Genomic DNA, 25953 nt, shown 5'->3' on the forward strand with positions numbered 1-25953 from the left:
CGCTAAACCTGTGGGAGCGGGCTTGCCCGCGAATCGATCTGGTAGGCGACAAAGACTTCAACGCTTGTCGAACTTGTCCGGCAACGGCGCAAACAGCGCCTCGATATCATCACTCTGCAACTTCCAGTCCCCGGCCTTGCGCCCATCCAGCACGCCGGCCGCCAGGTCGGACTTTTCCTTCTGCAGATGCTGAATCTTCTCCTCGACCGTGCCCCGGGCAATCATCTTGTAGACGAATACCGGCTTCTCCTGACCAATGCGATACGCACGGTCGGTCGCCTGATTTTCGGTCGCCGGGTTCCACCACGGATCGTAGTGAATCACCGTATCCGCTTCCGTCAGGTTCAGACCGACACCGCCGGCTTTCAGGCTGATGAGAAAGATCTGACGCTTGCCGCTCTGGAATTCCTTCACAGGCGTGCGCCGATCCCGCGTCTGTCCTGTCAGCAGCGCATAGGTGACATTGCGTTTTTTCAACTCATCCTCGATCAATGACAGCATCGAAGTGAACTGCGAAAACAGCAGAATTCGCCGTCCTTCCTCAAATAACTCCTCAAGCATTTCCATCAGGCTGTCGAGTTTGCCTGAGGTGCTGCCGCGAGTGGGCAGGGTGGCGTCGTTGACCAGGCGCAAGTCGCAGCAGACCTGGCGCAACTTGAGCAACGCTTCGAGAATGATGATCTGGCTGCGTGCCACACCTTTGCGGGTGATTTCGTCGCGCACCTTCTTGTCCATGGCCAGGCGCATGGTTTCGTAGACGTCGCGCTGCGCTTCGTTGAGCTCGACCCAGTGGATGATCTCGGTCTTCGGCGGCAGCTCGGTCGCAACTTGTTCCTTGGTGCGGCGCAGCAGGAAAGGTTTGATCCGACCGTTGAGGTGTTGAAGTCTGACTTCGCTGGCGCGTTTTTCGATCGGTACGCGGTAATCGGCGTTGAAACTTTTGACGTCACCGAGCCATCCGGGCAGCAGGAAGTGAAACAGCGACCACAGTTCGCCGAGGTGATTTTCCAGCGGCGTACCGCTCAGGCACAGGCGCTGGCGGGCGTTCAGTTCGCGGGCGGCCTGAGCGGCCTTGCTGTTCGGGTTCTTGATGTATTGCGCCTCGTCCAGCACCAATACATGCAGCGGTTGCTGTGCGAGACGCTCGACATCCTTGGGCAGCAGCGCATAGGTTGTGAGGATCAGGTCGTAATCGGCCAGGTGCTCGAAATGCTTTTTGCGGCTGGCGCCGTACAGGGCCACCACTTTGAGCTGTGGCGTGAAGTGCGCCGCTTCGTCCAGCCAATTGGGAATCAGGCTGGTAGGCATCACCACCATGCAGGGTCGATCCAGGCGCCCGGCGTTTTTCTCGCTGAGAATGTGCGCCAGGGTCTGTAGGGTTTTGCCCAGACCCATGTCGTCCGCGAGAATCCCGCCAACCTCAAGTTGTCGCAGCGACTGCATCCAGCTCAAACCTTCGAGCTGATAAGGACGCAGTGTCGCGTTCAGCCCTTCCGGCGCTTCGGCGCTGTAGTCACGGATATCGCGCAGACGCTGGGCGAAGCTGCGGATCTGCTCCCCGCCCTCCCAAAGCAGTGGAATGCCTTCCAGCGAATTCAGGCGTGTGGCGTCGGCCTTGCTCAGGCGCAGGGTGGTTTCGCCCGGTTCTTGCAGATAGAACTCGCCCAGCGTCGCCAGCACCGGTTTCAACCGGCCGAGGGGCAGGGCGACCTGCAAGGGCCCGTGCTCGCTGTTGCGTTGCGGGATGTTCACCAGAATCAGTTCATCGTCCCGTCGCCGGGCGAGGCGTTCGGGGTTGAGGATTTCTGTGTGAGAGCGCATCAGGTTGAGCAGGATCGGCAGCAGGCTCAGGCGTTCGCCATTGACGATGATGCCAAGCTCCAGGTCGAACCAGTCGCGTTCCGGTGCTTGTTCGACGGTGGCATACCAGTCATCGACGGCTGTCAGGTCGAATCCGAATTCATCGTCGACCAGCAACTCCCAACCCTGAGTGCGCAGCTTCGGCAGGTCGTTGAGAGTGAAGGTCAGCCAAGCGCTGTCATTGACCATCTCGTAGAGTTCGCCGGCGCTTTCCGGCAGGGCCTTGCTTTGCCGGGTGGCGATGCGAAAGCCGAGAATTCGCAATTGCTCGCGGTAGCTTTGCTCGACGTCCGGCTGGCGTTTGACTCGCAGGGTCTGCGCTTCCTGGCGAATCAGGATGTCGCTGTTTTTCTGGCCACTGACGTATTCGTCGAGGTAACTGAAAGACAGCGCCGCGCGATGCTGGATGTAGCGCTGCATTTTGCCGTTGCGTGGTTCGAAAGCGCTGAACTCGACGCTGGCCAGCCACAGGCGCGGCACCGGTTGCACGTTGTCCACCAGTACTTGCGGCGGCGCCTTGGGGCTGCGGTTTTCCAGAACGGCCTGAAGCTTCTCCAGTAGTTCGGCGTCTTTGGCAGCAGCGGGGTATTCGAGGGTTTCCTGCACCTGCAGCAAGACCGCCGCGCAGTGTTTGCAGTTGCTGTGGACCGGGCAGGTGCACGTGGCGTCGACCATCAGCAGCGTGCCTTTGGCTGACTCACGCAGATGAATTGTCTGACGATAAATGTTGCCGCCAGAGCCTTCGCAGCTGGCGGTAATGGTCGCATCGCCGACCTGTACGATTCGCACCCGGTTTTCCAGAGCGTAGCGGCGGCCGCGCTCCAGGCTTTGTTCCTTGAACCGGCTGACCCAGGAGGAAGCCAGCGGTTTACTCAGAGGCGGGGACATAAGGACTTCGATCAGTCCGGAATGGATTCAGGCGCTTCCCGAGGCGCAGGCGCCGTCAGTGAAGTGATCTTGATCAGCAGGGCCAGGTGGCCGTTGTCCAGGTAGTTGAGCTGGCCATTCTTGGTGTGGCTGTCCTGCTTCAGGCGCTCGCTGGCGGTGACCATGCCATTGGCGTCGATCTGGTTGACCCAGAAGTCGGCGTTCACGTCAGTGAAGCGCCCGAGCTTCATTTCAAGTGTGCCCTCGATGGGGAACTGGCCGAACTGTTCCTTGCCGTCGCTGACAGCGACCTTCGTCGGCGACTCGCCCAAGGGTTGTTGCCAGGCTTTGTGCATCAGCACGCTGTATTCGCCGCTGGCGGTGAGCTTGGTTGCAACGTCGTTCAGCGCCGGGGTGCGCTGGCTGTCATCGGCCAGGCGCTGGGCACCTGCGGCCCAGTCCTCGGGTGCGGCACGGCTGACGATTGCCGGTACGGCGTTCTGGCGTACCAGAATCATTTCAACCTGGTACAGGTCATCGGCAAACGCCGAGGGTGCCGCCAGTGTTATCAAGAACGGGGTCAGCAGCAAAGTCAGAGAGCGAAACAGGCGCATGCGGCGTCCTTCAAGCAGTTTTCGGGATGAGGCGCTCGAACAGCGCCTCCACAGTATTAAAGCGCTCTTCCGGGCGCTCCATCGGCACCTGGAACTTGAACATCGTGGCGCCTTCGAATTTGTAGCGTTTTGGCTGACTCTGGATCAGTTTGATCAGGGTCATCGGGTCGACCGGCGTCTGCGCCGCGAACTCGATGCGTCCGCCTTGCGGGCCACCATCGACTTTCTTGATGCCCAGCTGTTCAGCCTGCAATTTCAGCGCCGTGATGCGCACCAGATTCTTGGTCGGTTCCGGCAGCAGGCCGAAGCGATCGATCATCTCCACTTGCAGGTCTTTCAGGCCTTCCTCGTCGGTGGCCGAAGCGATGCGTTTGTAGAGGATCAAGCGTGCATGCACGTCCGGCAGGTAATCTTCCGGAATCAGCGCCGGCACCCGCAGGTTGACCTCCGGGCCGCCGCCGAGCGGTTGATCGAGGTTTGGTTGTTCGCCCTTGCGGATTGATTTCACCGCGCGCTCGAGCATTTCCATGTATAGCGTGAAACCCACGGCCTGAATCTGGCCGCTTTGGCCGTCGCCCAGCAATTCGCCGGCGCCACGGATTTCCAGGTCGTTGGTGGCCAGCACGAAACCCGCGCCCAGATCCTGAGTATTGGCAATCGCCTCCAGACGTTTTTCCGCATCGCCGGTGATCTGCTGGCGTGGCGGAGTCAGCAGGTAGGCGTAAGCCTGGTGGTGACTACGACCGACGCGACCGCGCAACTGGTGCAACTGCGCCAGGCCGAACTTGTCGGCGCGCTCGATGATGATGGTGTTGGCGCTCGGCACGTCGATGCCGGTCTCGATGATGGTCGAGGCGATCAGCACGTTGAAGCGCTTGTGGTAGAAGTCGCTCATCACCTGTTCGAGTTCGCGCTCGCGCATCTGTCCGTGGCCGATGCCGATCCGCGCTTCCGGCACCAGTTCGGCCAGTTCGGCGGCGCATTTCTCGATGGTCTTCACGTCGTTGTGCAGGTAATAGACCTGACCGCCACGCAGCAGCTCACGCAGCAAGGCCTCTTTGACCGTGCTCTTGTTCTGCTCCATCACGAAGGTGCGCACCGACAGGCGTCGAGCCGGCGGCGTGGCGATGATCGACAGGTCGCGCATGCCCGACACCGCCATGTTCAGCGTGCGCGGAATCGGCGTGGCGGTCAGCGTGAGGATGTCGACTTCGCTGCGAAGGGCCTTGAGCTGTTCCTTCTGACGGACACCGAAACGGTGCTCTTCGTCGATGATCACCAGCCCGAGGTTTTTGATCTTGACGTCGTCCTGCAGCAACTTGTGGGTGCCGATGACGATGTCGATATTGCCTTCGGCCAGCTCGGCCACCGCTGCATTTACTTCCTTGGCCGACTTGAAGCGGCTCATCACTTCCACGGTCACCGGCCAGTCGGCGAAGCGGTCGCGGAAGCTGTTGTAGTGCTGCTGGGCGAGCAGGGTAGTCGGCACCAGGATCGCCACTTGCTTGCCGCCATGTACCGCGATGAACGCGGCGCGCATGGCCACTTCGGTCTTGCCGAAACCGACGTCGCCGCAGACCAGGCGATCCATCGGCTTCGGCGCGAGCATGTCTTCGCGCACGGCTTCGATGGTGGATTGCTGGTCCGGGGTTTCTTCGAACGGGAAACCGGCGCTGAAGGTGGCGTAATCGGCCTTCGGGTCGGCAAAGGCGTAGCCCTCGCGGGCGGCGCGGCGGGCGTAGATATCGAGTAACTCGGCAGCGACATCGCGCACCTGCTCGGCGGCCTTGCGCTTGGCTTTCTGCCAGGTCTCGGAACCGAGGCGGTGCAGCGGAGCCAGTGCATCATCGCTGCCGGTATACCGGGCGATCAGGTGCAGGTTGGCCACCGGCACGTAGAGCTTGGCGTTCTCGGCATATTCGAGGGTCAGGAACTCGGCGGCCTGATTGTCGATTTCCAGAATCGTCAGGCCGAGATAGCGGCCGACGCCGTGGTCGATGTGCACTACCGGCGCGCCTTCGCGCAGTTCGGTGAGGTTCTTGATCACCGCATCGTTGTTGGCGTCGGCGCGTTTCTCGCGACGGCGACGCTGCATCACCCGTTGGCCGAACAGCGGACTTTCCGCGACCAGTGCCAGCGCCGGGTCATCCAGCATCAGGCCTTCGTCGAGCGGGGCGATGGTGATCGCCAGGCGATCCTTGCTCGCGACGAAATCCGGCCAGCTGTCGACGGTTTTCGGTCGCAGCTTCAGGCGCTCCAGCAATTCCAGCAGCACTTCGCGACGGCCGGCGGATTCGGCGGTGAACAGCACACGCCCCGGGAATTCGTCGAGGAAGGCGGAAAGCGCGGCCAGTGGTTGCGTGGCCTTGGCTTCGATCGCCAGATTCGGCAAGGCCTGCGCCGGGAAGCGTTCGCGGCCGGCACCGGTTTCCACGTCCTGCTGACTGGCCACCACGCGCGGCCAGTTCTTCAGGCGGGCGAAACAGTCTTCCACCGGCAGGAACAGTTCGGCGGGCGGCAATAAAGGACGCGATGGATCGACGCGGCGTTCTTCATAACGATTGCGCACGTCGTTCCAGAAGTTTTCCGCCGCTTGCTCGATGCCCGGCAGCGAAAACACTTGCGTGTCTTGAGGCAGGTAATCGAACAGGGTCGAAGTTTCTTCGAAGAACAGCGGCAGGTAGTACTCGATGCCGGCCGGCGTGATGCCGCTGCTCAGATCCTGGAAGATCGGGCAGCGTCGGAAGTCGACGTCGAAACGCTCGCGAAAGCGCGCCTTGAAACGGGTGACCGCATCCTTCTGTAGCGGGAATTCCTTGGCCGGCAGCAGCTTGACCGAGTCGACCTTGTCGATGGAGCGCTGGTTTTCCGGATCGAAGGTACGCAGGGTTTCGATTTCGTCATCGAACAGATCAATGCGATAGGGCAGTTTGCTGCCCATCGGGAACAGGTCGATCAGTGCGCCGCGCACCGTGAACTCGCCGTGTTCGTAAACCGTGTCGACGTATCGATAGCCGCTGGCTTCAAGCCGCGAGCGCATTTGCTCGACGTCGAGCTTCTGCCCGACATCCAGCACCAGGCTGCTGCCAAGCAGGAACTTGGTCGGCGCCAGACGATGCAGGGCTGTGGTGATCGGCACCACCAGCACGCCATGTTCCAGCTCCGGCAGTCTATAAAGGCTGGCGATGCGCTGGGAGATGATGTCCTGGTGCGGCGAGAACAGGTCGTAGGGCAGGGTTTCCCAGTCGGGAAAATGCAGAACGGGCAAATCCGGGGCGAAGAAACTCAGCTCCTGCTCCAGCCGTTCGGCACTCTGGCTGTCGGCGGTCAGTAGCAACGTGAAGCGCTTGGCAGCGCTGGCAGCCTCGGCAATGGCCAGGCTCAGGGCAGCACCGGGCAGATTGCCCCAATGCTGTTTTCCTGCCGCGGCAGGGAGAATCGGTAGACGCAGAACAGGCACGGAAGGTTGAGCTCCAGGCGTTGCGACAAAGTCGGTAATTGTAGCGGCGTCCGGTGCCGCCTGTCAGTTGCAGACTGCGTCTATCTGCGCTGTTTCAGTGAAATGTAGTGGTAACCATAAAAACCAGCCCTTTTTTGACGATTATGTAGTGCCGAAAGTGGCTGGTGTTACGGAGGGTTACAGACATCGTCTAACAGTCGTCGAAAAACTGACTGCGCTGGAAGCCCCGGTTTTACTGGGCTCGCGGAGAGCGTTATTTTTTTGGAGCGGATTTTGTTACCGATTGCGCGACAAGCGCGCATTGCTACAAGAGGTTCTCGGCGGCATAATGTAGCCCCTTTTTTCTGCCCCTACATGTGGAAGGTTCCCGTGACTCAGAAGCCCGACCAGTGTCTTGGTGAATGGATCGACCGTGAAGCACTCGCAGAAGCGATGATTCCGCTTATCGGTCAGCTTTACCGCAATAACAACGTGGTGAGCTCGATCTATGGCCGCAGCCTGATCAACCAGTCTGTCATCGCGATTCTCAAAGCTCACCGCTTTGCTCGCCATCGTTCTTCGGACGATAGCGAACTCTCCGTCCACGAAACATTCCCTCTGCTGAAAGCCATGAGCGAGCTCAAGCTCGGCGCGGCTTCGGTGGACCTGGGCAAGTTGGCGTTCAAATTCCGCAACGAAGGCAACGGCCGTACCGCCGAGCAGTTCGTTCGTGAAGAAATGGCTGACGTGGTTGGCCAGCAGAACGCTTCGGCCCGCAAAGGCACTGACGTTGTGCTTTACGGCTTCGGTCGTATCGGCCGTCTGCTGGCGCGCATCCTGATCGAAAAAACCGGTGGCGGCGACGGTCTGCGTCTGCGTGCCATCGTGGTGCGCAAAGGCGCCGAAAACGACCTGACCAAACGCGCCAGCCTGCTGCGTCGCGATTCGGTACACGGTTCGTTCAACGGCACCATCACCATCGACGAAGAGAACAACACCATCACCGCCAACGGCAACCTGATCCAGGTTATCTACGCGAAAAACCCTACCGAAGTGGATTACACCCAGTACGGCATCAAAGATGCGCTGCTGGTGGACAACACCGGTGTATGGCGTGATGCCGATGGCCTGGGCCAGCACTTGCAGTGCCCGGGTATCGACCGCGTTGTTCTGACCGCTCCTGGCAAAGGCAAGCTGAAGAACATCGTTCACGGTATCAACCACAACGAAATCACTGCTGACGACAAGATCGTGTCCGCCGCTTCCTGCACCACCAACGCCATCGTGCCGGTGCTGAAAGCTGTAAATGACAAGTTCGGCATCGTCAACGGCCACGTCGAAACCGTTCACTCGTACACCAACGACCAGAACCTGATCGACAACTTCCACAAGGGCGATCGCCGTGGTCGCAGCGCCGCGCTGAACATGGTCATCACCGAGACCGGTGCTGCCACCGCTGCTGCCAAGGCCCTGCCTGAGCTGGCCGGCAAGCTGACCGGTAACGCGATCCGTGTTCCGACGCCAAACGTGTCGATGGCCATTCTCAACCTGAACCTTGAGAAAGCCGCTACCCGTGAAGAGATGAACGAGTACCTGCGCTACATGGCGCTGCACTCCGATCTGCACAAGCAAATCGACTTCGTCAATTCCCAGGAAGTGGTTTCCACCGACTTCGTTGGCTCGCGCCACGCCGGTGTTGTCGACGCTGAAGCGACCATCACCCAGGATAACCGCGTTGTTCTGTACGTCTGGTACGACAACGAATTCGGTTACAGCTGCCAGGTGATCCGCGTGATGGAAGACATGGCCGGTGTAAACCCGCCAGCCTTTCCGCGCTAAGCCTTAGCTGCAAATGAAAACGCCCCGACTTTGGTCGGGGCGTTTTTGTTTGTGCGCGATTTGTGTCAGCGGGGTATGGCGGCTTGTGCCGTGCGCAGTTCGTGCTTGTTGCCACGGAACAGCACCAGCGTTGCAACCAGGCCCAATACGGCTGCACCACTGAGCCAGATCCCCGGCGCGGCCTTGTTGTCCAGCACATGGATCAGGTAAGTGCAGGCGGCCGGTGTGAAACCGCCGAAAGTCGCGGTCGCCAGGCTGTAGGCCAGCGAAAAACCGGTCGTACGAACTTCCACCGGCATGATTTCGGTCAGCGCCACCACCATTGCGCCGTTGTACGAGCCGTACAGGAACGACAGCCACAACTCGACGATCAGCAGATGGCTGAAGCTCGGGTTTGCCACCAGCCACGACAAAGCCGGGTAAGCGGTCAGGATCGCCAGAATCGTCGCCGCCAGCAGCAGGGGTTTGCGGCCGATCTTGTCGGAAAGTGCGCCCATTACCGGCAGCCAGAAGAAGTTCGACAGCCCGATGCACACGGTTACCAGCAGTGCATCGAAGTCCGACAGGTGCAATTCCGCCTTGCCGAAGGTCGGGGTGTAGGCGGTGATCAGGTAGAAAGACACGGTGGTCATCACTACCAGCGCCATGCCGGCGATGACAATGCCGAAGTTCTGACCGATCGAGCGGACGATCTCCTGCAGGGTAGGGCGGTGTTTGCGTGCCTGGAACTCCGGTGTTTCCTCCAGGGAGCGACGAATGACGAAGATCACCGGAACGATCATGCAGCCGATCAGGAACGGCACGCGCCAGCCCCAGTCGCCCATCTGTTCCGGGCTCAGCCAGTGGTTGAGGCCAACACCGAGCAGGCCGGCGAATACGACCGCCGCTTGCTGGCTGGCGGACTGCCAGCTGACGAAAAAGCCCTTGCGACCTGGCGTGGCGATCTCTGCCAGGTACACCGATACGCCACCCAGTTCCACGCCAGCCGAGAAGCCTTGCAGCAATCGGCCAAACAGCACGATTAGCGGCGCAGCGACGCCAAGGGTGGCGTAGCCCGGCACACAGGCAATCAGCACGGTGCCGGCCGCCATCAGTGCGAGGGTAATGATCAGCCCCTGACGTCGCCCGTGTCGGTCAATATAGGCGCCGAGGAAAATCGCCCCCAGAGGACGCATCAAAAAGCCTGCGCCGAAGGTGGCGAGCGAAAGCATCAGAGAAGCGAAAGCACTATCGGTAGGGAAGAATGTCTTGGCGATGGCCGTGGCGTAGAAGCCATAGACCATGAAGTCGAACATTTCGAGAAAATTGCCGCTGACAACGCGAAAAATCGCTTTGCCTTTGCCCGTGGTGGAGGACATGTTCAGGTACTCACTTTTTTGATTTTGTATGAAAGCGTTGCATCTGTTTGGGAGCGAGCGGGCTCTGTGGTCATAATGGCCGGCGCGGTTTTGCTCGGAGATGAAGAATTGTTAACTGGACGCTGGATGGTTTTCGTGGTTCTTCTCGCGGTTTTGTCCGGCTGCGGCTCCGGCGACTCGATGGAGAGCTTCGGCGGCCCGACCATGGGTAGCACTTATTCGATCAAGTACGTGCGCCGCGCCAATCTGCCTGCCCCTCAGGATGTCCGCATCGAAGTCGAGAAGATCCTCGCCGACGCCGACCAGCAGATGTCCACCTATCGTGCGGACTCCGATATTTCGCGCTTCAACGAGTTACCCGCCGATCGCTGTCAGACCATGCCGGCACCGATTCTTGAGCTGGTGCGGGTTGGCGAGCAGCTGTCGCAACAAAGTGAAGGTTCCTACGACCTTACGGTGGAGCCGCTGCTCAACCTCTGGGGTTTCGGTCCGCAGGGACGTGAAGAAAAAGTCCCGAGCGCCGATGCGCTGGCCGAGGTGCAGAAGCGGGTGGGTTACCGGCATTTGCGTATCGATGGCGACCAGTTGTGCAAGGACGCGGCGGTCGAAGTCGATTTCAATAGCATCGCTGCCGGTTACGCGGTCGATACCATTGCCGCACGGCTCGATGCCATGGGCATTCATGATTACCTCGCCGAAGCCACGGGCGAGCTCAAGGCGTCCGGCAGGAAACTCGATGGCTCGCCGTGGCGCATCGCGCTGGAAGAGCCACGTGATGATCAGCAGGTCGCTGAGCGGGTCATTAATGTCGATGGCTATGGTCTTTCTACGTCCGGCGACTACCGCAACTATTTTCAACAGGATGGTCGGCGCTATTCCCACACCTTCGATGCTCGGACCGGTGCACCCGTCCTACACGATCTTGCGTCAGTCACGGTGATTCATCCTTCAGCCTTGATGGCCGATGGACTATCAACGCTGTTGCTGATTCTCGGGCCGGAAAGGGCCTGGGACTATGCCGAAAAACACGACATTGGTGCATTCTTTGTGATTCGTGCCGATACAGGTTTCGTCACACGCACCAGTCACGCTTTCGAACGGCTCAGTGGTGCAAAAGTTGACTGAGAACAGTACGAAAGCTGGCGTTGTAGTGCAGGCAAAAGTAGCCTACGACGCGACCAAGGGTTAATGTGCGCGGCGTTGACGCTTCTATAGACTGTGTCCGGGTTTTCTACTGGCCCCCAATTGTTCCTTCGCGCCGCCGTTCGGCGTGATTTAGCCGCCGGTGCTGCTGGCACCGCGGCCTGTTCTGAGGAGTACGCATGGCTGTCTACAACTACGACGTGGTGGTATTGGGTTCCGGCCCGGCGGGAGAAGGCGCGGCAATGAACGCCGCCAAAGCAGGGCGCAAGGTGGCGATGGTCGACAGCCGTCGCCAGGTCGGCGGTAACTGCACCCACCTGGGCACCATCCCGTCCAAGGCCTTGCGTCACTCGGTGCGGCAGATCATGCAGTTCAACACCAATCCGATGTTCCGTGCGATCGGTGAGCCACGCTGGTTCTCGTTTCCGGACGTGTTGAAAAGCGCCGAGAAAGTCATCTCCAAACAAGTCGCTTCGCGTACCGGCTACTACGCTCGTAACCGCGTCGACGTGTTCTTCGGCACCGGCAGCTTCGCCGACGAGCAGACCATCGAAGTGGTCTGCGCCAACGGCGTGGTCGAGAAACTGGTGGCCAAGCACATCATCATCGCCACCGGTTCGCGTCCTTATCGCCCGGCAGACATCGATTTTCACCACCCGCGTATCTACGATAGCGACACCATCCTCAGCCTCGGCCACACCCCGCGCAAACTGATCGTTTACGGCGCCGGCGTGATCGGTTGCGAATACGCTTCGATCTTCAGCGGTCTGGGTGTACTGGTAGAGCTGGTGGACAACCGTGGTCAGTTGCTGAGCTTCCTCGACTCGGAAATTTCCCAGGCGTTGAGCTACCACTTCAGCAACAACAACATCACCGTGCGCCACAACGAAGACTACGATCGTGTGGAAGGCGTGGACAACGGCGTGATCCTGCACCTGAAATCCGGCAAGAAGATCAAGGCCGACGCCTTGCTGTGGTGCAACGGCCGAACCGGTAACACCGATCAGTTGGGTCTGGAAAACATCGGCGTCAAGGTCAACAGCCGTGGCCAGATCGAGGTCGACGAGGCCTATCGCACCTGCGTGCCGAACATCTACGGTGCCGGTGACGTGATCGGCTGGCCGAGCCTGGCCAGTGCCGCCCACGACCAGGGTCGCTCGGCGGCCGGCAGCATCGTCGACAATGGCAGCTGGCGCTTCGTGAATGACGTGCCGACCGGCATCTACACCATTCCTGAGATCAGCTCGATCGGCAAGAACGAGCAGGAACTGACCCAGGCCAAAGTGCCGTACGAAGTGGGCAAGGCTTTCTTCAAGAGCATGGCGCGTGCGCAGATCGCCGGCGAGCCGCAAGGCATGCTGAAGATCCTGTTCCACCGTGAAACCCTGGAAGTGCTGGGTGTTCACTGCTTCGGTTATCAGGCGTCGGAGATCGTGCACATCGGTCAGGCGATCATGAACCAGCCGGGTGAGCTGAATACTCTGAAGTACTTCGTCAACACGACGTTCAACTACCCGACCATGGCCGAAGCCTATCGGGTAGCGGCGTACGACGGCCTCAACCGGCTTTTTTGACGGGCTCCGGCCGGTGGCCTGAGCCGGCCGGGGAGACCGATTTCAGCTATTCCCAAGGGTGGCAGTGGCCAAACCGGGAAAGTCTGTAATCAGGCTGTCAACGCCGAAGTCGGCGAGTCTGCGCATCAGTGCAGGCTCGTTGACGGTCCATACCGACACGTGCAGCCCCTGACGCTGCGCCTTTTGCAGGCGTTCCGGCGTACACAGCGTCCAGTTCAACGCGAGAATCTCGCAGCCATAACTTTGTGCGACCTTCAGCGGGTCGAGCCAGGCGTATTCGGCCACCAGGCCGCGCGATACGTCGGGCACCAGATCCAGTGCAGCCTTCAATACTTCCCTTGAACTCGAGGTGATCGTCACCTTGTCGAGCAGGCCGTGCCTGACCGCCATCTCGCGGATGGCCAGAACGGTGGTCGCTGCGCGGGTGCGGGAAGCGCTTTTGACTTCGAGCTGCCAGTGATCGAAATCACATTTTTCGAACAGTTCTTCCAGTGTCGGAATCGGGCACGGCTTGATCCAGCCCGGGCCGCCCTTGCGCGCGTCGTAGGTCACCAGATCGGCGGCGGTGTGCTCGACCACCTTGCCGCGGCGCTCGGTGGTACGTTTGAGTGTCGGGTCGTGGATGACCATCAACTCGCCGTCCTTGGACAGGTGCAGGTCCAGTTCGCAACGGCGTACGCCGTGCTTGAGACATTCCTGAAAACTGGTCAGGGTGTTTTCCGGTGCTTCGCCCTTGGCGCCGCGGTGGCCATAGATAAGGGTCACGGTTCTTCCTTAATTAAATGCCTGATTCGTTCTGTTCGCGGGCCAGACGTCGTTCCTGTGCCTGCTTTTGCAAGATATAGCGGGCGAGCAACTGGCGCTGGGCGTCGGTCAAGTGTTCGAACTCGGTGCCGATGTCGTAGCCGTCGCCCTTGCGGTCGCAATGGGTGACCCGGGCGCGCAGCAGCAGGCCAAGGGCCTGGGGCATCAGCACCAGTTTGACCGACAGATGGGCGCCGGTGGTGATCGGGGTCGGGTGCTGAAAGTCGATGCCGCCCTCGGAGATGATCACTGGCTGCGGCTCGCCGATATGGCCGAGCACAGTCAGGGCGACCACCTGGCTGAGCAGGTCGATGCGTTTGTTCTGGGATTTCAGGAACGCGGCGATGGCGCGGTCGCGTTCGCTGATCTGGCGCAGCAGGTGCTGCGACTCGAATTCGCTCAGGTGCAGCTCGCTGAGCAGATTGAACAGTGGGGAAGCATCCTGCAACACTTCCTGGCCTGCGGCTTCGGGAGCGGACAGGGGCCTAATTTCCAGTGCGATCATGTCCTCGATACGGTAGTATTCGCGGCGATCTTCTTCATCTAATGTCGACATGGCGAACCCATGGTAGCGGCGGTGGTCTGAGTGTAAAGCTGGTTATCGACCCCCGCCACAAGGACGTTCCTTTTCCCTCCGAACAAGCCCCGACATGTTCAGACCTCTCTTCGTATTTATCGGCACGCGTTATACCCGTGCAAAGCGTCGCAATCATTTTGTGTCATTCATTTCCCTGACTTCGATGATCGGGCTCGCCCTTGGCGTGGTCGTGATGATCGTGGTGTTGTCGGTGATGAACGGCTTCGATCATGAGATGCGCACCCGTGTGCTGGGCATGGTGCCCCACGCGACCATCGAGTCCGGTGAGGCCATCAGCGACTGGCCGAGCCTGGCCGCCAAGGTCAAGCAGAACCCGCAGGTGGCGGCCGTCGCGCCGTTCACCCAGATGCAGGGGTTGCTGACCAACAACGGCCAGGTGTCCAAGGTGTTGCTCAATGCCATCGATCCGGCACTTGAGCGCAACGTCTCGATCATCGACAACTTCATGAAGCAGGGCAAACTCGACGATCTGACGCCCGGCAGCTTCGGCATCGTGATCGGCGACAAGGCCGCGACCAAGCTCGGCGTAGGCATCGGTGACAAGGTCACCTTCGTCGCGCCGGAGGTCAGCGTGACGCCGGCCGGGATGTTCCCGCGCATGAAGCGCTTCACCGTGGTCGGCATTTTCCATGTCGGCGCCGGTGAACTGGACGGTTACCTGGGCGTGACCAACCTGCAGGATCTGGCGAAGATGCACCGCTGGAAACCTGATCAGGTGCAGGGCCTGCGTCTGAAGTTCGACGATCTGTTCCAGGCACCGCGTGAAGCGTGGAACATTGCTCAACGGCTTGGCGAAGACCATTACTACGCCCGCGACTGGACTCGCACCCACGGCAATCTGTATCAGGCGATCCGCATGGAAAAAGCCATGATCGGCCTGCTGTTGCTGCTGATCGTCGCCGTTGCTGCGTTCAACATCATTTCCACGCTGGTAATGGTGGTGAACGACAAGAAGGGCGACATCGCCATTCTGCGCACACTGGGCGCTACGCCGGGCACGATCATGCGCACGTTCATGGTGCAGGGCACGGTGATCGGCGTGGTCGGTACGGCCATTGGCGCCGTGGTCGGGATATTCGCTGCGCTTAACGTCAGCGCCGCGATCTCGGCACTGGAAGGCCTGATCGGCCACAAGTTCCTTAATGCTGACGTGTATTTCATTGATTATCTTCCGTCGCAGGTGCAGAGCCAGGATGTGATCATGGTCTGCGCCGCTGCGTTGGTCCTGAGTTTCCTCGCCACCCTGTATCCAGCCTGGCGTGCCGCGCGCACCCAGCCGGCGGAGGCGCTACGTTATGAGTGAGTCGGGCATGAGTGAAAAAGCAATCTTGAGCTGCCGCAACCTGGGCAAATCCTACGAGGAAGGTCCGGAATCGGTAGAAGTACTGGCCGGCCTGCAACTGGAACTGCATCCGGGCGAGCGTGTGGCGATTGTCGGTACCTCGGGTTCGGGCAAAAGTACTTTGCTCAACCTGTTGGGCGGCCTTGATACGCCGACCAAGGGCAGCGTCTGGCTCGACGGCGAAGAACTCTCCGCCCTCAGCGAGAAGAAGCGCGGCCTGCTGCGTAACCGCTCGCTGGGCTTCGTTTACCAGTTCCACCACTTGCTGCCGGAATTCACTGCGCTGGAAAACGTCTGCATGCCGCTGCTGATCGGCAAGACGCCGATCCCGGAAGCGCGTCAGCGCGCCACCGCGTTGCTGGAGCGAGTCGGCCTGGGCCATCGTCTGGAACACAAACCGGCCGAACTGTCCGGTGGTGAGCGTCAGCGTGTGGCCATCGCCCGTGCACTGGTCAACAAGCCTGGCCTGGTGATGCTCGACGAGCCGACCGGCAACCTCGACTCCCACACCGCCCAAGGCATTCAGGACTTGATGCTGGAACTCAGCACTTCGATGCGCACAGCGTTCCTGGTGGTGACTCACGACATGAACCTGGCTCGCCAGATGGACCGTGTCCTGCACCTGCAGGAAGGCTGCCTGACGCCTATCTGACGGCTTGAAACCCGATGCCTGAAAAGGCATCGGGTCTTTTATTTTTATACGGTGCCCCAGCGAATGTTCAGACCGTTATCGATCTTTATCGGCACGCGCTATACCCGCGCCAAGCGCCGCAATCGCTTTGTTTCGTTCATTTCGATGACCTCGATGATCGGCCTCGCCCTCGGCGTGCTGGCGATGATCGTGGTGTTGTCGGTAATGAACGGCTTCCAGCGCGAAATGAGCTCGCGCATCCTCGGCATGGTGCCTCACGCGACCATCGTTGGCGTCAAGCCGATCGATGACTGGCAGCCAGTCGCCGCCGCTGCGATGAAGAACCCGGAAGTGACGGCCGCCGTGCCGTTCACCGAGATGGAAGGCATGCTGTCCTACAAGGGCATGATGCAACCGATCCAGATCAGCGGCGTCGACCCGGCCCAGGAAGGCAAGGTGTCGATCGTTGCGCAGCACATCGTTCAGGGCCGTCTCGACGCCTTGAAGCCCGGCGAGTTCGGCGTGGTGTTGGGTGAAATCACGGCCCGCCGCTTCCGTCTGAATGTCGGCGACAAGATCACCCTGATCGTGCCGGAAGTCAGCACTGCACCGGGTGGCATTACCCCGCGCATGCAGCGACTGAACGTGGTCGGTGTGTTCAAGGTCGGTGCCGAGCTTGACGGTTCCATGGGCCTGATCCACGTCTCCGACGCCGCGACCATGCAGCACTGGGAGCCGAATCAGGTGCAGAGCGTACGCCTGGCGGTGAAAGACCTGTACGCCGCACCGAAGGTTTCGTCGGACATTGCCAACGGCCTCGGCGCCGATTTCAAGGCTGACGACTGGACCCATACCCAGGGCAGCCTGTTCAGTGCGATGAAGATGGAAAAAACCATGATCGGCCTGTTGCTGCTGATGATCGTTGCGGTGGCGGCGTTCAACATCATCGCGACCCTGATCATGGTGGTGAACGACAAGGGCGCGGACATCGCGATCCTGCGCACCATCGGCGCCACGCCACGGCAAATCATGGCGATCTTCATGGTGCAGGGCACGGTGATCGGGATTGTCGGCACCATCATTGGTGGTGTGCTCGGCGTGATTGCCGCGCTGAACGTCAGTGAGATGGTGGGCTGGATCGAGCGAGTGTCCGGGCAGCACATCTTCAGTTCGGACGTGTACTTCGTCAGCAACCTGCCATCGGAATTGCAGGGCGGCGATGTGCTGCTGATCTGCTCGGCGGGCTTCATCCTCAGCTTCCTGGCCACGGTTTACCCGGCCTGGCGAGCGGCGAAGATCGAACCGGCGCACGCGTTGCGCTATTCGTAAGCTCCCCCGTTGAGGCCGGCATTGCCGGCCTCAATCGTTTTTCGGCAACTCAATCACAAACCGCGTCCACCCCAGAGCTGATTCGCAATGAATCTGCCCGCCATGGGCCCGGATGATTGACTGAGTAATCGCCAGCCCCAATCCCGCATGCTCGCTGCTGCCTTCCTGGCGCGCCGGATCCACCCGGTAGAAACGGTCAAACAAACGCGGCAACAACTCCGCAGAAATCCCTTCGCCATTGTTCTCCACGGTCACCCTCAAGGATTTCGCCTGATCGGCCACCCGCACGCGCACTTCGCCGTTGACAGGGGTAAAGCGCAACGCGTTATCCAGCAGATTCGACAGCGCTCGGCGCAACATCGCGCGATCACCCTCGAACCGCCCCTGACCGTCACGACTCAGGTTTACCTGAGCGTCCTCGGCCAGCGGTGCAAAAAACTCCAGCAACGCATCGGCTTCTTCCGCCAACTCTAGCGGTTCTCGTTTGGGGACCAGCAATCCGTGGTCAGCCTTGGCCAGATAAAGCATGTCGTTGACCAGTTGGGCCATCCATTGCAGCTCTTCGAGGTTGCTGTGCAGGGCCTCGCGATAATCTTCGAGTGGGCGAGGGCGGGTGAGGGTGACCTGCGTGTGAGTCAGCAGGTTCGACAGCGGGGTGCGTAGTTCATGGGCGATGTCGGCGGAGAACGCCGAGAGACGCTGAAAGGAGTCATCGAGGCGTCCGAGCATTGCGTTGAAACTGTGGGCCAATTCCGTGAGTTCCGCAGGCATCTGCGCTTCCGGGAGCCGGGCATTGAGCGATTGCGCCGAAATCCCGCGTGCGACGGCACTCATGCGGCGCAATGGACGCAACCCGCTGCGCGCGGCCCAGGCGCCGAGCAGTGCGGTCGCCAGCGCCGAAAGGCCGACGGTCAGCCAGATCAGATGCTGCATGCGTTGCAGGAAGTGCTGGTGATGGGTGATGTCCAGCAGCAAGGTCAATTGCGTTGAATCAGGTTTTTCCGGGTCAAGCGGGGCGTTGAGCAGGCGATAGTCCGTGCCGTTGTCGTTGATGGTGGCCAGGCCAGGCTGCTGCGGCAGGTTTGCCGGCATTTGCAAGGATCTGCCGAACCAGCTCTGTCCTTCAGGGCCGCTGATGCGCAGCGTGACATCGCCCTGTTGGCTCAATTCAGCGGTGATATGCGTGGCGTCACCATCACCCTGCAGCGTCTGGCGCACATTGATCAGCTTGCCTTCGAGCAATTGCTGATCGAGTTCAATGAAGTGCGCCTCACTGGCCCGATTGAAAACCACGCCCGCCACCAGCGACACCGTCGCGGTACACGCCGCAAACAGCAACGCCAGCCGACTGCCGAGTGACAGACGGCGCATCAGGCGGAGCGCTCTTCAAGCACGTAACCCATGCCGCGTACGGTGTGGATCAGTTTGTCGGGAAAGTCATCATCGATCTTCAGGCGCAGGCGGCGGATCGCCACTTCGATCACGTTGGTGTCGCTGTCGAAGTTCATGTCCCAGACTTGCGAGGCGATCAGGGATTTGGGCAGCACTTCACCCTGGCGGCGCAGGAGCATTTCCAGCAGGGCGAACTCTTTTGCCGTGAGGTCGATGCGCTGACCGCTGCGTTCGACGCGGCGGCGAATCAGGTCCAGGCGCAGGTCGGCCAATTGCAGGCAGGTTTCCTGCGGTGTGGCGCTGCCGCGGCGCAACAGGCTGCGTACTCGAGCCAGCAATTCGGAGAAGGCGAAGGGCTTGACCAGATAATCGTCGGCACCGAGTTCGAGGCCGTGAACCCGGTCTTCCACGGTGTCCTTGGCCGTCAGAAACAGGATCGGTGTTTCCAGACCGGCACTGCGCACTGCTTGCAGAATCTGCCAGCCGTTGCGACCGGGCAGCATCACGTCGAGGATCAGCAGGGCATAGTCACCGCTCAAGGCCAGTTGCTGTCCGGTGGTGCCGTCGGCTACCAACTCGGTGTTGAAGCCGGCCTCGGTCAGGCCCTGGCGCAGGTAGTGGCCGGTTTTCGGTTGGTCTTCGACGATCAGCAGTTTCATGGGCAACTCGGGGTTGTAGGATCGAAAGCTTTATACCGTGGGACATTGTCACAAGCGCCAACCTGACAAAGTTGTAATCTGCCTGTCAGGTAGCTGCCAGCGCAGGCCGGCTAAAGTTTCCCACAGGCTGAACCTTATCTTGTTGGAGTATGACTATGTTTTTGCGCAACCCTCTGGCCGTCGCCGCCTGTTTGCTGGCGCTGAGCTCATCCGTCTGGGCAGACCCTGCGCACACGTATGATTTCGGCCAGCCAGCTGCGGCCGCCAAGGCCAGCCGCAGCGTTGAAGTGGTGATGGGCGACATGACGTTCGATCCGAAGGCCATCGAGATCAAGGCCGGTGAGACCATTCGCTTTGTCTTGGTGAATAAAGGCCAGTTGTTGCACGAATTCAACCTCGGCGACGCGGCGATGCATGCCAAGCACCAGCAGGAAATGCTGCAGATGCAGCAAAGCGGCATGCTCACGCCGACAGGCATGAAGGAAATGTCCCACGACATGGCGGGCATGGATCATGCCTCGATGGGGCACGCCATGAAGCATGACGACCCCAACAGCGTGCTGGTCGAGCCCGGCAAGACCGCCGAGTTGACCTGGACTTTCAGCAAGGCGACCAGCCTGGAATTTGCCTGCAACATTCCAGGGCATTACCAGGCCGGAATGGTCGGCAAACTGACTGTCAGTCAGTAAGCACTCAAAGGCGGGAGCAAAGGCTGATAGAATCCGCTGATTCTTCAGTCAGGTTTCCGCCATGCATCCCGCAGCCGAACATTCGCCGCTGGGCAAGTCCAGCGAATACATCGCCACTTACACACCGTCCCTGTTGTTCCCGATTCCGCGCACCGCGAAGTGGGCCGAGCTGGGCCTGACCGCCCAGACCCTGCCGTATAAAGGTGTGGATTTCTGGAACTGCTTCGAACTGTCGTGGTTGCTGCCGTCGGGTAAGCCGGTTGTGGCGATCGGCGAATTCAGCATCCCGGCGGATTCGCCGAACATCATCGAGTCCAAGTCGTTCAAGCTGTACCTGAACTCGTTGAACCAGACCCCGTTCGCCGACATCGCGAACCTGGAAGCGACCCTGGTCAAGGACTTGTCCGCCGCTGCCGGCAAGCCGGTGGGCGTGCGGGTTCGCAGCCTGAAAGAGGTCGAGGCCGAAGGCGTCGTCGCATTGCCGGGCGTGTGCATCGACGATCTGGATATCAGCGTCAGCAACTACGAGCACCCGCGTCCCGAATTGCTGCGCTGCGATGATTCGCGAATCGTGGAGGAGAGCGTGCACAGCCATCTGCTCAAATCCAATTGCCCGGTGACCAGTCAGCCGGACTGGGGCAGCGTGGTGGTGGAATATCGTGGCGCGGCGCTGGATCATGCCAGCCTGCTGGAATACATCGTCAGCTTCCGCCAGCACTCGGACTTCCACGAACAATGCGTGGAGCGGATTTTCCTCGACCTGCAGCGTTTGCTGAAACCGGAAAAACTCACCGTATTTGCACGCTATGTGCGCCGGGGCGGGCTGGATATCAACCCGTATCGCAGCACTGAAAGCGTGCAGTTGCCGAACCATCGTCTGGTTCGCCAGTAATCCGCAACGCGGATATGAAAAAGCCCTGCCATCGCTGGCAGGGCTTTTTTGTATTCGCAGGTTTTAGATTCCCATGCTGACCAGGGAATTCACAATGTTGCGCAATGTGCCGGCAATGGCGGGATGTTCTAGTTCAAAGCGATCAACTGCCAGATTCACACCGTCGGCGATGCTGGAGTCCTGGGTCTTGGTTTCCAGTTCAAGTTCCAGTTCGATCTGTTGCATCAGTGCGTGCAGGTCTTCGCGCTCGGCTTCCGACAGCGGCGGATTCTGATCCAGTTGCTCGCGCAGGGTGTTGAGCTGTTCTTGCAGTTCGCGGGCGGGCATGGTGTTTTCCTTTTATCGAGAGGCACTGGCATAGACCGCAGCCGTGCGCCAAAGGTCTATGACTCTCCTTAAGACTAATCCACTCTCGATGAACCTGCATGATCCCGGTCAGGGCTTTTCGCCTTTGAGGCGGCGCAGGCTGATGTCCGCCAGGCAGGTGTCGAGATCGCCCAGATGATCGATCACCGAGTGCACACCCAGGCCGAACAACTGCACAGTGGCCTTGCCGCGCAGTTGTTCGCGTTCTTTCTGACTGAGGGCTTGCCATTCGCCCGGGGCCAGGCCGCAGAGTGAGCCACAGGACGCCAGGCCAATGGTCCACAGCCCGGCATTCAAGCCTGATTGCAGCAAGCGCGGTTCGCCGCTGACCAGCACGCAACCGTCCAGGCGATCGACATTCAAAGCCATCAAGGCTTGCCAGCAGGCATTCGGTGCCGGCCATGGATTGTTTGTTGCTGGATGTTGCGATGGTTTGATCCACGCAGGTAATCCGCAAGCAAGCACTTGGGTGAGGGCAGGGGATAACTCATCGAGCCAGGCACATGGGATCAGTTGACGTTGCAGGCTGCGCAGACTGTCGAGGGCACCCGGTGTGGCGTCGGCATGTTCCGTGCCGGGGCTGTCGTGATGGCGGGCACGGGCGCCAAAGTCCACCAGACAACCGCTGAGCCCGAACAGCACGGCCGTCAGGCTGGGGGCGGATAGGGGCAAGGCTTCGGCTTGTGGCATGGCAAACGTCCCTGAAATAGAAGTCAGGCTAAGCATTGCCGGTGACAGTTGGATGACAAGTGCGTGACGAAGCTTCCTACAGAGGCATTCACGTGGGAAATGCCTAAAACATCGTTTCCGTCTTATACTGATCGCCTTATAACCGTGGCCAGTTTGCCGCGTCAGTACAATCCAAGGAGTTTTCTATGCGCTGGAGCAACCCTCTCGCTCAGCTTTGTGTATGTGCCAGCGTGATGCTGGTTCCGTTCGCCGCTCAAGCTGCGACGGAAGAAGACCCTTGGGAAAGCGTCAACCGTCCGATCTTCCAGTTCAACGATTTCGTCGACACCTACGCGCTCAAACCACTGGCGCAGGGCTACGAATATGTAACGCCGCAATTCCTGGAAGACGGCATCCACAACATGTTCCGCAACGTTGGCGACATCACCAACCTGGCAAACAATATTTTGCAGGCCAAACCGGCCGCTGCCGGTGTCGACACTGCGCGCCTGATCTTCAACACCACCTTCGGCCTGCTCGGCTTCTTTGACGTCGGCACCAAGATGGGCCTGCACCGCAGCGACGAAGACTTCGGCCAGACACTCGGCTACTGGGGTGTCAGCAGCGGTCCGTACGTGATGCTGCCGTTGCTCGGTCCAAGCACTCTGCGTGACGCACCGTCCAAGTACGTCGACACCTACACCGCACCGTACCGCTACATGAACGATATCCCGGCGCGTAACACCATCTACGGCCTGAACATCGTCGACACCCGTGCCAGCCTGCTGTCCAGCGAGAAGCTGATCAGCGGCGACAAGTACACCTTCATCCGCAATGCCTACCTGCAGAACCGCGAGTTCAAGGTCAAGGACGGTCACGTCGAAGACGATTTCTGATCGCTATCGATAGATCGGGAAGGGCGACCGCAAGGTCGCCTTTTTTGTGGGCGTGTCCAATGATTGGGTTACGGTTGAAGCCGTTCTTATAACTGCGAGTGATTTGACAAACAAAGTCTCCAAGCGACCATCCGCGCATGCTTGAAACGCTCGAAGGATGGGAGTACCGTCTGCGCCTTAGAAGGGCACCTCTGGTGTAACCGTGAGCAGGGCAAACGCTCTGAAACGGTGCAGCAGAGAGGCTAGAAAGCGAATCCAGTAGTCTGTGCCGGGCCGTTGCCCCGCCTGCTACGCCAACCTAATTCTGGCGCCGTTTGCCCACATGCCAAAAACCAGTGCCACGCTGCTGATAATCGATGATGACGAAGTAGTGCGCGCGAGCCTCGCGGCCTATTTGGAAGACAGTGGTTTCAGCGTCTTGCAGGCCAGTAATGGCCAGCAGGGTCTTCAGGTATTCGAGCAAGACGAGCCCGACTTGGTCATCTGCGATCTGCGCATGCCGCAGATGGGCGGTCTCGAACTCATCCGTCAGGTCACCGAGCGGTCACCACAGACGCCTGTGATCGTGGTTTCGGGTGCCGGCGTGATGAACGACGCGGTCGAAGCCTTGCGCCTGGGCGCGGCGGATTACCTGATCAAGCCTCTCGAAGATCTGGCCGTACTCGAGCACTCCGTGCGCCGGGCCCTGGATCGTGCGCGCCTGCTGCTGGAAAACCAGCGCTACCGCGAGAAGCTCGAAAAGGCCAACCGTGAGCTCGAAGCCAGCCTGAACCTGCTCCAGGAAGACCAGAACGCCGGTCGCCAGGTGCAGATGAACATGCTGCCGGAAAGCCCGTGGACCATCGACGAATTCAAGTTCGCCCACCAGATCATTCCGTCGCTGTACCTGTCGGGTGATTTTGTCGACTATTTCCGGGTGGACGAGCGTCGGGTCGCGTTCTACCTGGCGGACGTATCGGGCCATGGCGCCTCTTCGGCCTTCGTCACCGTGCTGCTGAAGTTCATGACCACGCGCCTGTTGTTCGAGTCCAAGCGCAACGGCACCTTGCCGGAATTCAAGCCTTCGGAAGTCCTTGGTCATATCAACCGGGGGCTGATCAGTTGTAAGCTGGGTAAACACGTCACAATGGTCGGTGGAGTCATCGACGAGGAGACCGGTTTGTTGACCTATAGCATCGGCGGCCATCTGCCGTTGCCTGTGTTGTACACGCCTGACAGTGTTCGCTACCTCGAGGGGCGAGGTCTGCCCGTGGGGCTTTTCAACGAAGCCACCTACGAAGATCACGTGCTCGAGCTGCCACCGACGTTCAGCCTGACGCTGATGTCTGATGGCATTCTGGATCTTTTGCCAGAACCCACACTCAAAGAGAAAGAAGCTGCCTTGCCCCAACGGGTCAAGTCGGCGGGCGGCAGCCTGGATGGCCTGCGGCAGGTTTTTGGATTGGCCACGCTAGGGGAGATGCCGGATGATATCGCCTTGTTGGTGTTGAGCAGGAATCTTTAATGAGTACCGGTAGAATCCAGTTCGCCGAGCAGGACGGCACCTTCGTCCTGAAGTTCGTCGGTGAAGTTCGCCTGACCCTGTGTTCGGCGTTGGATGCGACTATTGAGAAGATCTTCACCGCGCTGAATTTCAACGCGATCGTGATCGATCTGACCGAAACCCGCAGCATCGACAGCACCACGCTGGGCCTGCTGGCCAAGCTGTCGATCCTGTCGCGGCAGAAGGTCGGCCTGCTGCCGACCGTGGTCACCACCCACGACGACATCACCCGTCTGCTGCAATCGATGGGTTTCGAGCAGGTGTTCAATATCGTCAACCATCCCGTGCCTTGCCCGGAATGCCTCGATGACCTGCCGGATCAGGATCAGTCGGAGGAAGTCGTGCGGATCAAGGTGCTCGAAGCACACAAGATCCTCATGGGCCTGAACGACTCCAACCGTGAAGCCTTCCATGATCTGGTGAATGCCCTCGAAAGGCATTGATTCACCCGCCATCAGGCACAAAAAAGGGCGAACCTGTGAAGGTTCGCCCTTTTTGCGTTTGCCGTCAGCCCATTACAGCTTGGCTTGCAGCAACGCCTCGAGTTTTTCCTGGTCGCGGGCAAACTGACGAATGCCTTCAGCCAGTTTCTCGGTGGCCATCGCGTCTTCGTTGGACAACCAGCGAAATTGCGATTCGTTGAGGCTCAGACGTGCTTCACCGGCGTGACCCGGGGCCAGTTTGCGCTCCAGTTTTCCGGTGTCTGCCGCCAGTTTGTCGATCAGGTCCGGGCTGATGGTCAGGCGGTCGCAGCCGGCCAGTTGCTCGATCTGATTGAGGTTGCGGAAGCTCGCGCCCATGACCACGGTCTTGTAGTCATTGGCCTTGTAGTAGTTGTAGATGCGGGTTACGGACTGCACGCCCGGATCATCGGCGCCGGTGTAGTCGTTGCCGTTGGCCTTCTTGTACCAGTCGTAGATGCGGCCCACGAACGGCGAAATCAGGAACACGCCGGCATCGGCGCACGCGGCGGCCTGAGCGAAAGAGAACAACAGGGTCAGGTTGGTCTGGATGCCTTCCTTCTCCAGTACTTCGGCAGCGCGGATGCCTTCCCAGGTCGAGGCGATCTTGATCAGCACGCGGTCGCGGCCAATACCGGCCTTGTCGTACAGCTCTATCAGACGGTGCGCACGCTTGAGCATCGCGTCCTTGTCGAAGGACAGGCGAGCATCCACCTCAGTGGAGATGCGGCCCGGGATCACTTTGAGGATTTCCTGACCCACCGCGACGCCAAAGCGGTCGCTGGCCAGGCCGACATCGCCCTTGCAGTCGCGGACGGCGGCGTTCAGCAGCTCGGCATAGGCCGGAATGGCGGCAGCCTTGAGGAGCAGGGAAGGGTTGGTGGTGGCGTCGACCGGTTTGACCCGGGCAATCGCTTCGAAGTCGCCGGTGTCGGCAACCACGGTGGTGAATTGTTTGAGTTGTTCCAGCTTGGAAGTCATGAGCGTG

General features: G+C 59.9%; 22 protein-coding genes. 11 read left to right on the forward strand and 11 right to left on the reverse strand.

All coding sequences use genetic code 11. The features are described from left to right. Positions 1-57: 57 nt before the first annotated feature. Genes ACW9HX_RS17450 through mfd form a run of 3 tightly spaced genes read right to left on the reverse strand, consistent with a single transcriptional unit; the run spans position 58 to position 6801 of the window. Positions 58-2748, reverse strand: a complete 2691-nt coding sequence (locus ACW9HX_RS17450; protein ID WP_457381541.1) for an SNF2-related protein — start codon at positions 2746-2748, stop codon at positions 58-60. Between the two features lie 11 nt (positions 2749-2759). Continuing rightward, entirely contained in the window at positions 2760-3341 is a 582-nt protein-coding gene (locus ACW9HX_RS17455) for a CsiV family protein (RefSeq protein WP_457381542.1), read from the reverse strand. A 10-nt stretch (positions 3342-3351) separates the two neighbouring features. Next, positions 3352-6801, reverse strand: a complete 3450-nt coding sequence (gene mfd / locus ACW9HX_RS17460; protein WP_457381543.1) for a transcription-repair coupling factor — start codon at positions 6799-6801, stop codon at positions 3352-3354. 354 nt (positions 6802-7155) lie between these two features. Between mfd and ACW9HX_RS17465 the strand changes: the two genes are divergently transcribed. Continuing rightward, positions 7156-8619: a glyceraldehyde-3-phosphate dehydrogenase gene (locus ACW9HX_RS17465; protein ID WP_457381544.1), complete on the forward strand. Its 1464-nt coding sequence runs from the start codon at positions 7156-7158 to the stop codon at positions 8617-8619. Between the two features lie 65 nt (positions 8620-8684). On the opposite strand, the gene tcuC is transcribed toward ACW9HX_RS17465, so the two are convergent. After that, entirely contained in the window at positions 8685-9977 is a 1293-nt protein-coding gene (gene tcuC, locus ACW9HX_RS17470; RefSeq protein WP_457381545.1) for a tricarballylate/proton symporter TcuC, read from the reverse strand. Between the two features lie 75 nt (positions 9978-10052). Here tcuC and ACW9HX_RS17475 point away from each other — a divergent pair, with 75 nt between their 5' ends. Continuing rightward, positions 10053-11102 (forward strand): FAD:protein FMN transferase, encoded by a 1050-nt coding sequence (locus ACW9HX_RS17475; RefSeq protein ID WP_457381596.1) that lies wholly within the window; start codon positions 10053-10055, stop codon positions 11100-11102. A 197-nt stretch (positions 11103-11299) separates the two neighbouring features. Continuing rightward, complete coding sequence (gene sthA, locus ACW9HX_RS17480; protein WP_007984277.1) at positions 11300-12694, forward strand: Si-specific NAD(P)(+) transhydrogenase; 1395 nt, start codon at positions 11300-11302, stop codon at positions 12692-12694. A gap of 42 nt (positions 12695-12736) precedes the next feature. Here the strand turns inward: sthA and ACW9HX_RS17485 are convergent, their stop codons facing one another. Both ACW9HX_RS17485 and ACW9HX_RS17490 read right to left on the reverse strand, forming a co-directional pair. Then, a complete protein-coding gene (locus ACW9HX_RS17485) occupies positions 12737-13459 on the reverse strand; it encodes a glycerophosphodiester phosphodiesterase (protein ID WP_457381546.1) in 723 nt (240 codons plus the stop codon). A gap of 13 nt (positions 13460-13472) precedes the next feature. Continuing rightward, positions 13473-14054: a PilZ domain-containing protein gene (locus ACW9HX_RS17490; RefSeq protein ID WP_457381547.1), complete on the reverse strand. Its 582-nt coding sequence runs from the start codon at positions 14052-14054 to the stop codon at positions 13473-13475. Between the two features lie 94 nt (positions 14055-14148). Between ACW9HX_RS17490 and ACW9HX_RS17495 the strand changes: the two genes are divergently transcribed. The 3 genes from ACW9HX_RS17495 (at position 14149) to ACW9HX_RS17505 (ending at position 17398) form a co-directional block, all read left to right on the forward strand. Further along, positions 14149-15399, forward strand: a complete 1251-nt coding sequence (locus tag ACW9HX_RS17495) for a lipoprotein-releasing ABC transporter permease subunit (RefSeq protein ID WP_457381548.1) — start codon at positions 14149-14151, stop codon at positions 15397-15399. Positions 15400-15406: 7 nt separating this feature from the next. Further along, positions 15407-16090, forward strand: a complete 684-nt coding sequence (gene lolD / locus ACW9HX_RS17500) for a lipoprotein-releasing ABC transporter ATP-binding protein LolD (protein ID WP_169844077.1) — start codon at positions 15407-15409, stop codon at positions 16088-16090. Positions 16091-16153: 63 nt separating this feature from the next. After that, entirely contained in the window at positions 16154-17398 is a 1245-nt protein-coding gene (locus ACW9HX_RS17505) for a lipoprotein-releasing ABC transporter permease subunit (protein WP_457381549.1), read from the forward strand. A 30-nt stretch (positions 17399-17428) separates the two neighbouring features. On the opposite strand, the gene ACW9HX_RS17510 is transcribed toward ACW9HX_RS17505, so the two are convergent. Together ACW9HX_RS17510 and ACW9HX_RS17515 are read right to left on the reverse strand one after the other, a co-directional pair. Continuing rightward, positions 17429-18769: a heavy metal sensor histidine kinase gene (locus tag ACW9HX_RS17510; RefSeq protein ID WP_457381550.1), complete on the reverse strand. Its 1341-nt coding sequence runs from the start codon at positions 18767-18769 to the stop codon at positions 17429-17431. Then, on the reverse strand, positions 18769-19449 hold the full coding sequence (locus ACW9HX_RS17515; RefSeq protein ID WP_457381551.1) for a heavy metal response regulator transcription factor: 681 nt from the start codon (positions 19447-19449) through the stop codon (positions 18769-18771). Before ACW9HX_RS17515 ends, ACW9HX_RS17510 begins: the two co-directional genes overlap by 1 nt. A gap of 155 nt (positions 19450-19604) precedes the next feature. On the opposite strand from ACW9HX_RS17515, the gene copI reads away from it, so the two are divergent. Further along, the gene (gene copI, locus ACW9HX_RS17520; protein ID WP_457381552.1) at positions 19605-20138 is read left to right on the forward strand and encodes a copper-resistant cuproprotein CopI; all 534 of its coding nucleotides are present in this window, start codon (positions 19605-19607) and stop codon (positions 20136-20138) included. A gap of 61 nt (positions 20139-20199) precedes the next feature. Continuing rightward, a complete protein-coding gene (gene queF / locus ACW9HX_RS17525) occupies positions 20200-21030 on the forward strand; it encodes an NADPH-dependent 7-cyano-7-deazaguanine reductase QueF (protein WP_457381553.1) in 831 nt (276 codons plus the stop codon). A gap of 63 nt (positions 21031-21093) precedes the next feature. On the opposite strand, the gene ACW9HX_RS17530 is transcribed toward queF, so the two are convergent. Both ACW9HX_RS17530 and ACW9HX_RS17535 read right to left on the reverse strand, forming a co-directional pair. Then, positions 21094-21357 (reverse strand): DUF4404 family protein, encoded by a 264-nt coding sequence (locus ACW9HX_RS17530; protein WP_457381554.1) that lies wholly within the window; start codon positions 21355-21357, stop codon positions 21094-21096. 108 nt (positions 21358-21465) lie between these two features. Further along, positions 21466-22086, reverse strand: coding sequence for an HAD family phosphatase (locus ACW9HX_RS17535; RefSeq protein ID WP_457381555.1), 621 nt, complete (start codon positions 22084-22086; stop codon positions 21466-21468). 185 nt (positions 22087-22271) lie between these two features. Here ACW9HX_RS17535 and ACW9HX_RS17540 point away from each other — a divergent pair, with 185 nt between their 5' ends. From ACW9HX_RS17540 to rssC, 3 genes are all read left to right on the forward strand, one after another. Further along, a complete protein-coding gene (locus tag ACW9HX_RS17540) occupies positions 22272-22961 on the forward strand; it encodes an MlaA family lipoprotein (protein ID WP_457381556.1) in 690 nt (229 codons plus the stop codon). A gap of 322 nt (positions 22962-23283) precedes the next feature. Further along, a complete protein-coding gene (gene rssB, locus ACW9HX_RS17545; protein WP_457381557.1) occupies positions 23284-24465 on the forward strand; it encodes a two-component system response regulator RssB in 1182 nt (393 codons plus the stop codon). Further along, on the forward strand, positions 24465-24947 hold the full coding sequence (rssC, locus tag ACW9HX_RS17550) for an anti-sigma factor antagonist RssC (RefSeq protein WP_042560140.1): 483 nt from the start codon (positions 24465-24467) through the stop codon (positions 24945-24947). The genes rssB and rssC overlap by 1 nt, the downstream gene beginning before the upstream one ends. 72 nt (positions 24948-25019) lie before the next feature. Here rssC and tal read toward each other — a convergent pair whose 3' ends face one another. After that, positions 25020-25946, reverse strand: a complete 927-nt coding sequence (tal, locus tag ACW9HX_RS17555) for a transaldolase (protein ID WP_096822069.1) — start codon at positions 25944-25946, stop codon at positions 25020-25022. Positions 25947-25953 lie beyond the last annotated feature (7 nt).

This window comes from Pseudomonas sp. SDO52101_S400, from assembly GCF_054071635.1.